This window comes from Pseudonocardia sp. EV170527-09, from assembly GCF_008369905.1.
In the GTDB taxonomy this organism is placed as follows: domain Bacteria; phylum Actinomycetota; class Actinomycetes; order Mycobacteriales; family Pseudonocardiaceae; genus Pseudonocardia.
In genome coordinates this window covers 1-290 of the sequence record NZ_VRMC01000403.1, presented here as the reverse complement: position 1 = coordinate 290, position 290 = coordinate 1, and the positions used below count along the sequence as shown (strand labels likewise).

Genomic DNA, 290 nt, shown 5'->3' with positions numbered 1-290 from the left:
CCGAGTCCAGCGGCCGCGATACCCAGTCCTGCATCTCGGCGATTACCGACTCGGTGATCCGTGAGACCGTCTCTTTCGATATCGACGCCCCGTAGATCTCCGCGAAGTGCGCGGAGATCTCCCCGGTCGTCAAACCCTTCGCATACAGCGACAGCACGATCTCGTCGACGTCGCCGAGGCGGCGCTGTCGTTTCCGCACGATCTGCGGTTCGAACGTCGACGAGATCGTGCTGTCGCTGTATGCGAAGGGTTTGACGACCGGGGAGATCTCCGCGCACTTCGCGGAGATC

1 protein-coding gene is annotated in these 290 nt (G+C 62.4%); it reads right to left on the bottom strand.

What is annotated here, in order from left to right:
* Window positions 1–290 (bottom strand): transposase (locus FVA95_RS29610; protein WP_370460892.1); only part of this gene is annotated, 290 nt, incomplete at both ends.